The sequence below is a fragment of the Geotalea daltonii FRC-32 genome, assembly GCF_000022265.1.
GTDB classification, from domain to species: Bacteria; Desulfobacterota; Desulfuromonadia; order Geobacterales; family Geobacteraceae; genus Geotalea; species Geotalea daltonii.
The window spans coordinates 3,980,204-3,987,500 of record NC_011979.1; the positions used below are offsets into that span (position 1 = coordinate 3,980,204).

Sequence of the window (7,297 nt, forward strand, 5' to 3'; positions counted from 1 at the left end):
CTAAAGTAAAACTATAAACTGCTCAATCAAAAAAATGCCAGAGATAGAAAATCGGAAGGAAGACCTTTCATGTGGACTAAAAACAGATACCTGTCATTGTACACCCTGTTCCTGATTGTATTTGCCTTTTCATTTCTCACCAGAACCATCCTTCTGGTCAAATCACTATCCAGCCTTGAGCTGACACCTCTTCTTTTGGCAAAGATTTACGGAGTCGGGTTCTTCTTTGACTGCGTCACCTTCAGTTACTTCGCCATACCTTTCGTCATTGTCGCCATGTTGCTTCCCGACAAGGTCTTCAACAGCACAATTTTCAAGGCTCTTGCCGGTTTAGTCGGCTTTGTCGTCACCTACCTGATGCTTTTCAACGTCATTGCCGAATATACTTTCTTCGATGAATTCGCCACCCGCTACAACTTTATCGCCATCGACTATCTGATCTACACTACCGAGGTCATTCGCAACATCCGCGAGTCGTATCCGGTCAACTGGCTACTGGGCGGAATTCTTCTGGTCAACATATTTGTCTTCATCTTCGTCAGGAAACATCTGACAACTGCCTTTTCCGGCACATCCCGACTGGGGCAAAGATGCAAAACCGGATTCTTGTTCCTTCTTCTGCCAATACTGTCCTTTTTCTTCGTCGATATTTCCATGAACCACATCTCTCCCAATAATTATGCCGACGAGCTGGCAAGTAACGGTATTTACAACCTGGCTGCCGCCTTCAGAAACAACGAGCTGGATTTCAACAAATTTTATACAGTTAAAGAAAACGACGTGGTCATGTCCGCCTTGAAAAGGCAATTGACTGAAAAAGGGAACCATTTCGTCAGCTCTGACACCAATGAGATTTCCCGGGTAATCCAGCATCAGGGAACGGAAAGACACCTGAATGTAGTTGTAGTAATTGAAGAGAGCCTGAGCGCCAGCTTCCTCGGCACCTTCGGCAACTCGACGGGGATTACCCCCAATCTTGACAAGCTGGCCGATGAGTCCATGTTCTTTACCAACCTTTACGCCACCGGAACACGAACAGTGCGCGGCCTTGAAGCGATAACCCTGGCCATGCCCCCACTTCCCGGCACATCCATCGTCAAGCGCCCCCATAACGAGAATTTTTTCTCCTGGGGTTCAGTAATGAAGGACAAAGGCTACGATAACAAATTCATCTATGCCGGGCACGGTTATTTCGATAACATGAACTACTTCTTTGCCAACAACGGCTTTGCCACCGTCGACCGGCTCAATTTCGCCAAGGATGAAGTAACGTTTACCAACGCTTGGGGAGTTTGCGACGAAGATCTCTTCATGAAGGCGATCAAGGAGGGTGATGCATCCTTTGCCAAAAAAAAACCATTCTTCAGTGTTGTCATGACCACCTCCAACCATCGTCCCTATACCTACCCCGACGGCAAGATTGATATCCCATCCAAAACAGGTCGAGATGGAGGTGTCAAATACGCCGACTTCGCCATTGGCAGGCTACTGGCTGAGGCAAAGAAGAAACCCTGGTTCAACGACACCATTTTTGTCATTGTTGCCGACCACTGTGCTGGCAGCGCCCGAAAGATGGCCCTGCCGGTCAAGGACTACCGGATCCCTCTCTTCATTTATGCCCCGGCACTGATCAAACCGCAGAAGATCGACCGGATGATGAGCCAGATTGATATAGCGCCCACCGTGCTTGGTTTGCTCAATCTCAGCTACACGACCAAATTTTTCGGCAAGGACATTCTGAACGATCAGGTTGGGCAAGAGCGGGCCTTCATTTCCACTTATCAGAAGCTTGGTTTTATTGAAGGTAACAGGCTGCTCGTCCTTGGTCCGAAAAAAGAAACCGGTTTTTATACCTTCACCAAAGGATTTTCGGGGGATGACAAGACAACCGAAATCAAGCCTCAGGATGACCTGCTTGTGAATGGACTGGGCTATTACCAGGGTGCCTACTACGTCTACAAAAACCGGCTAAACAGGCTCGTAAAGTAGTGCCAAGGAAAAGATTCGATCAAGGAAGTGGTGAAGTTAGGAGTCTGTCGGACTTAGGGATCGAAGCGAGAGAATGGAAAATCGAGGACGGATATTTGGAAATTTGAGAGCGAATAGTGGACCTATTTGTCGAAAATTTACGGAGATCCGGACCGATTTGCCATTTTCGCAGCCGATTCATTCTAAGTCCGACAGACTCCTAGACATCCACTTCCTTGATTCGATCAGTGAAGGTTTTCCGCAGCTTCTCCATCTTTGGATCTATCACCATTCGACAATATGGCTGAGTTCGGTTGAAACGATAATAATTCTGATGATATCCTTCCGCAGGATAGAAGCTGGTGAAAGGGACAATCTCGGTTACTATGGGATCAGGCCATAAGCCATTCGCCGCGGCCTTTTTCTTTGAATCTTCAGCAATCCGTTTCTGCGTGTCATCATGATAGAATATGATCGACCTGTACTGGCTGCCCCGGTCGGCCCCCTGGCGATTCAAGGTTGTAGGATCATGTATGCGCCAGAACACATCCAGCAGTTCGGCAAAGGATATGGTCTGCGGATCATAGCATATCTGAACCGACTCGGCATGCTTGGTCCTGCCGCTGCAGACTTCTTCATAGGTGGGATTTTCCACACTGCCGCCGGCATAGCCTGATAACACCTTGTGTACACCCTTAAGTCCGTGGAACACTGCCTCCGTGCACCAGAAACATCCACCGGCAAGCGTCGCCGTTTCAAGTTTTTCCATAGATCTCACTCCTTTCAGCCTGACCTAACCCTGTCTTGCTTCTAGTTTAGCAAAAACTTTCCTTCCTTCTAAACGATCGTAAATTTTATAGTTTGCCCTACATCCCGTGTAAGGGATAAAATGCTCAGGCATAGGCTGCTTGCCTGCCATCCCGGCCTATCTAAAACGCTTACTTCTTGCTATGATACTGTAGCACTTCACGGGGAGACGTGATGACAACACCAAAAAAGTCGCTCACCATAAAAAATGTCAGCCAGATATTGCTAAAACGTGGCCTAATAACCGAAGAACAATTCAAAGAAGTTATCTCCAAAGGGGAGACGCAGGCCGCACGCCTGCACAGCCATCAACAGTCAGGCTACTCCCGCCGCTTTGCCCAAGGTACCGATCAGATATCTCCGGCAGAGGTCATTTCTTCCTTCAACCTGGTCATGCCGAACAGTGGCAAGATACTAAGCGAGGACTCAATCACTGAGGTTATAGCACAGGCCTCTGGTCTGGAGTATCTGAAGATTGACCCTCTCAAGCTTGATCTTGATGTGGTCACCAGATATGTCTCAAGGCCCTTCGCCCTGAAAAACGTAATTGTTCCTGTGGGCGAACAGGATGGAAAGGTCATAATCGCCGTCGCAGACCCCTTTAACACTGCAGCCATTGGCGATTTGGCCGCTGCTGTAAAAATATCTCCAAGACTGGTCCTGGCATCTCGCAGCGATATTCTAAAGATCCTACGGGAGTTTTTTGGTTTTCGTGCCTCAATTATGGCAGCGGAAAACGAGGCAGTGACCTCCACCGACCTCTCCAATCTTGAACAGTATGTAAAGCTGCGGGGACAGTCGGATATAGAAGGCACAGATCAACACATCATCGCGGCCGTTGAATTCCTGCTCCAGTATGCCTTTGACCAGCGGGCCAGCGATATCCATATTGAACCCAAGCGGGAGATGTCCTTGGTCAGGCTGCGGGTGGATGGCGTTCTGCACAACATCCACACCATACCGCGGCAGCTTCACCCCCCTATCGTTTCCCGCATTAAGCTCCTCTCCCGTCTTGACCTGGCCGAGAAGCGCCGTCCCCAGGACGGACGCATCAAGACCAACCACAAAGGAAAAGAAGTTGAATTAAGGGTATCCACATTGCCTGTCGCCTTTGGCGAAAAAGTAGTTATCAGGATCTTTGATCCGGAGATTCTCATGCAGGACCTGGACAGGATAGGTTTCTATCCCCGTGAATATCAGCTCTACAGTTCCTTTATCCGCAAACCCAATGGCATTATTCTAGTCACCGGCCCAACGGGCAGCGGCAAGACCACCACCCTTTATTCCTCCTTGCGGGCATTGGCATCACCAGAAATAAATATTGTCACGGTGGAAGACCCCATAGAGATGGTCATGGAGGAGTTCAACCAAGTTGGTGTTCAGTCGGCAATTGGTGTCAACTTTGCCACTGTGCTGCGCAATATCCTCAGGCAGGACCCGGACATCATCATGATTGGCGAGATCCGTGACCGTGAAACAGCCGAGAATGCCGTCCAGGCTGCGCTCACAGGACATCTTGTTCTCTCCACCCTGCATACAAACGACGCACCGTCATCAGTGACACGTCTCATCGACCTGGGCGTCCCATCATTCCTCATATCCTCCACGGTCAACGGTATCATTGCCCAACGTCTGCTAAGGACCATTTGTCCCCACTGCAAAAAGGAACGGCAGCTGCGTGATGAGGAGATAGCTTACCTGCAACTGGAACCTGGCAAATATGCGGTGCAAGAAGGTGGCGGCTGCTCGGAATGCCGGGGGACCGGCTATAAAGGAAGGACTGGCATATTTGAGGTATTGGATTTCACGGACTCCATTAAAGAAGTCCTCTCCGATCAGGTGGATCTGGCGAGTTTATACGCAGCAGCAAAGAAAGACGGCATGATAAGCCTGCGGCAGGTGGCAATCAGAAAAATGCTTGAAGGAGTAACAACCTATGAGGAAGTAGTAGCGATAACGGGATAAGCCAATCAACGGCATCGATATCCTGAAAAAATAAACAGATACACCCTCCCACCACGGAAGTCATCCTCATTACCGGCCACGCCTCGGTCGAGACCGCTGAGCAAAAAAAAGGCCGCCCTCCCTAAGCGATTTCGTTTCATGTCAAGTCTCCTTGTGAGGTTCTAGACCGAAATCACTAAAGTTGCAATGGCTCAGTTTTCGGGGGAGAGGTCAAAGGGCGAGGAAAGAAAGCAAGGTATGGGTAGAAAAAAACCAGAACTAAAAAAGCCCCAACTGAATGAACAGTTGGGGCTTTTCAAATTAAATCCCGGCGGCGACCTACTCTCCCACACAGCTACCCGTGCAGTACCATCGGCCCTGAGAGGCTTAACTTCCGTGTTCGGGATGGGAACGGGTGTGACCCTCTCGGCATAGCCACCGAGAAACTCTTGTGGCGGTGATTGGTGGTTGGTGATTGGTGATTGGCAAAAACGTTTGCCCATCACTGCTCACTAATCACTATTCACTGCCGTTTATTTATCTCGGCAATCGCATATATTTGATTTGTAGTAGTAGAGATTGATTAATATTAGGGGGTGGGGTTGCCACCCCCCTTTTGAAGTTAATTTTTATGGTCAAGCCTCACGGCCGATTAGTACTGGTCAGCTAAACAGATTGCTCTGCTTACACACCCAGCCTATCAACGTTGTGGTCTACAACGGGCCTTTAGGGGTTGTTACACCCAGGGATACCTAATCTTGAAGGAGGCTTCCCGCTTAGATGCTTTCAGCGGTTATCCTTTCCGTACATAGCTACCCAGCGAATGCCACTGGCGTGACAACTGGAACACTAGAGGTACGTCCATCCCGGTCCTCTCGTACTAAGGACAGCTCTTCTCAAGTATCCTGCGCCCACAGAAGATAGGGACCAAACTGTCTCACGACGTTTTAAACCCAGCTCGCGTACCGCTTTAATTGGCGAACAGCCAAACCCTTGGGACCTACTTCAGCCCCAGGATGCGATGAGCCGACATCGAGGTGCCAAACCTCCCCGTCGATGTGAACTCTTGGGGGAGATCAGCCTGTTATCCCCGGCGTACCTTTTATCCGTTGAGCGACGGCCCTTCCATACAGAACCGCCGGATCACTAAGACCTACTTTCGTACCTGCTCGACTTGTTGGTCTCGCAGTCAAGCTCCCTTATGCCTTTACACTCTACGGCTGGTTTCCAATCAGCCTGAGGGAACCATCGCGCGCCTCCGTTACTCTTTGGGAGGCGACCGCCCCAGTCAAACTACCCATCAGACAGTGTCCCCGACCCGGATGACGGGCCTGGGTTAGACACCCAAAACAACCAGGGTGGTATTTCAAGGTTGACTCCACCGACACTGGCGTGCCAGCTTCAAAGTCTCCCACCTATCCTACACAAGCTATTCCGAATGTCACTGTCAAACTGTAGTAAAGGTGCACGGGGTCTTTCCGTCTTTCTGCGGGTACTCGGCATCTTCACCGAGAATTCAATTTCGCTGAGCCACTGGTTGAGACAGCGCGGAAATCGTTACGCCATTCGTGCAGGTCGGAACTTACCCGACAAGGAATTTCGCTACCTTAGGACCGTTATAGTTACGGCCGCCGTTTACTGGGGCTTCGGTTCAAAGCTTCGCCTTGCGGCTGACAAATCCCCTTAACCTTCCAGCACCGGGCAGGCGTCAGACCCTATACATCGACTTACGTCTTAGCAGAGTCCTGTGTTTTTAGTAAACAGTCGCTACCGCCATTTCTCTGCGACCCTCTTCGGCTTCACGTGCGTATCGCTACACCTGATGAGGGCATACCTTCTCCCGAAGTTACGGTATCATTTTGCCGAGTTCCTTAACCAGTGTTCTCTCAAGCACCTTAGGATTTTCTCCTCACCCACCTGAGTCGGTTTACGGTACGGTCACCTGTGAACTGAAGCTTAGAGGCTTTTCTTGGAAGCATGGGATCAACGACTTTATGAGCATACGCTCTCGTCATCACGCCTCGGCGTTAATGGAGAAAGGGATTTGCCTCTCTCTCCCGCCTACACGCTTAAACCGGGACATCCAGCACCCGGATCGCCTACCCTTCTCCGTCCCCCCATCGCATTCACAGGTGGTACAGGAATATTAACCTGTTTCCCATCAACTACGCCTTTCGGCCTCGCCTTAGGGACCGACTAACCCTAAGCAGATTACCTTTACTTAGGAAACCTTGGGTTTTCGGTGACAAGGTTTCTCACCTTGTTTTTCGCTACTCATGTCAGCATAATCTCTTGTGATACCTCCAGCCGTTCTCACGATCGACCTTCGCAGGCTTACACAATGCTCCCCTACCACTCATACCTTAAGGTACGAATCCGTAGCTTCGGTACTATGCTTAGCCCCGTTACATTTTCCGCGCAGACCCACTCGACCAGTGAGCTATTACGCTTTCTTTAAAGGGTGGCTGCTTCTAAGCCAACCTCCTGGTTGTCTGGGCATTTCCACATCGTTTTCCACTTAGCATAGATTTTGGGCCTTAGCTGACGGTCTGGGCTCTTTCCCTTTCGACCATGGATC

General features: G+C 49.9%; 3 protein-coding genes and 2 rRNA genes (1 of these 5 only partly in view). 2 read left to right on the forward strand and 3 right to left on the reverse strand.

From position 1 onward, the window contains the following. The first annotated feature begins 69 nt into the window (after positions 1-69). Complete coding sequence (locus tag GEOB_RS17825) at positions 70-1,989, forward strand: LTA synthase family protein (RefSeq protein WP_012648654.1); 1,920 nt, start codon at positions 70-72, stop codon at positions 1,987-1,989. Between the two features lie 199 nt (positions 1,990-2,188). On the opposite strand, the gene msrA is transcribed toward GEOB_RS17825, so the two are convergent. Continuing rightward, positions 2,189-2,737 carry a peptide-methionine (S)-S-oxide reductase MsrA gene (gene msrA, locus GEOB_RS17830; protein ID WP_012648655.1) on the reverse strand — a complete coding sequence of 183 codons (549 nt, stop codon included), beginning with the start codon at positions 2,735-2,737 and terminating at the stop codon, positions 2,189-2,191. A gap of 212 nt (positions 2,738-2,949) precedes the next feature. On the opposite strand from msrA, the gene GEOB_RS17835 reads away from it, so the two are divergent. Continuing rightward, the gene (locus GEOB_RS17835) at positions 2,950-4,740 is read left to right on the forward strand and encodes a GspE/PulE family protein (RefSeq protein ID WP_012648656.1); all 1,791 of its coding nucleotides are present in this window, start codon (positions 2,950-2,952) and stop codon (positions 4,738-4,740) included. A 305-nt stretch (positions 4,741-5,045) separates the two neighbouring features. Here GEOB_RS17835 and rrf read toward each other — a convergent pair. Beyond that, positions 5,046-5,162, reverse strand: a 5S ribosomal RNA gene (rrf, locus tag GEOB_RS17840). A 188-nt stretch (positions 5,163-5,350) separates the two neighbouring features. Further along, positions 5,351-7,297, reverse strand: a 23S ribosomal RNA gene (locus GEOB_RS17845); it runs 1,010 nt beyond the window's last position.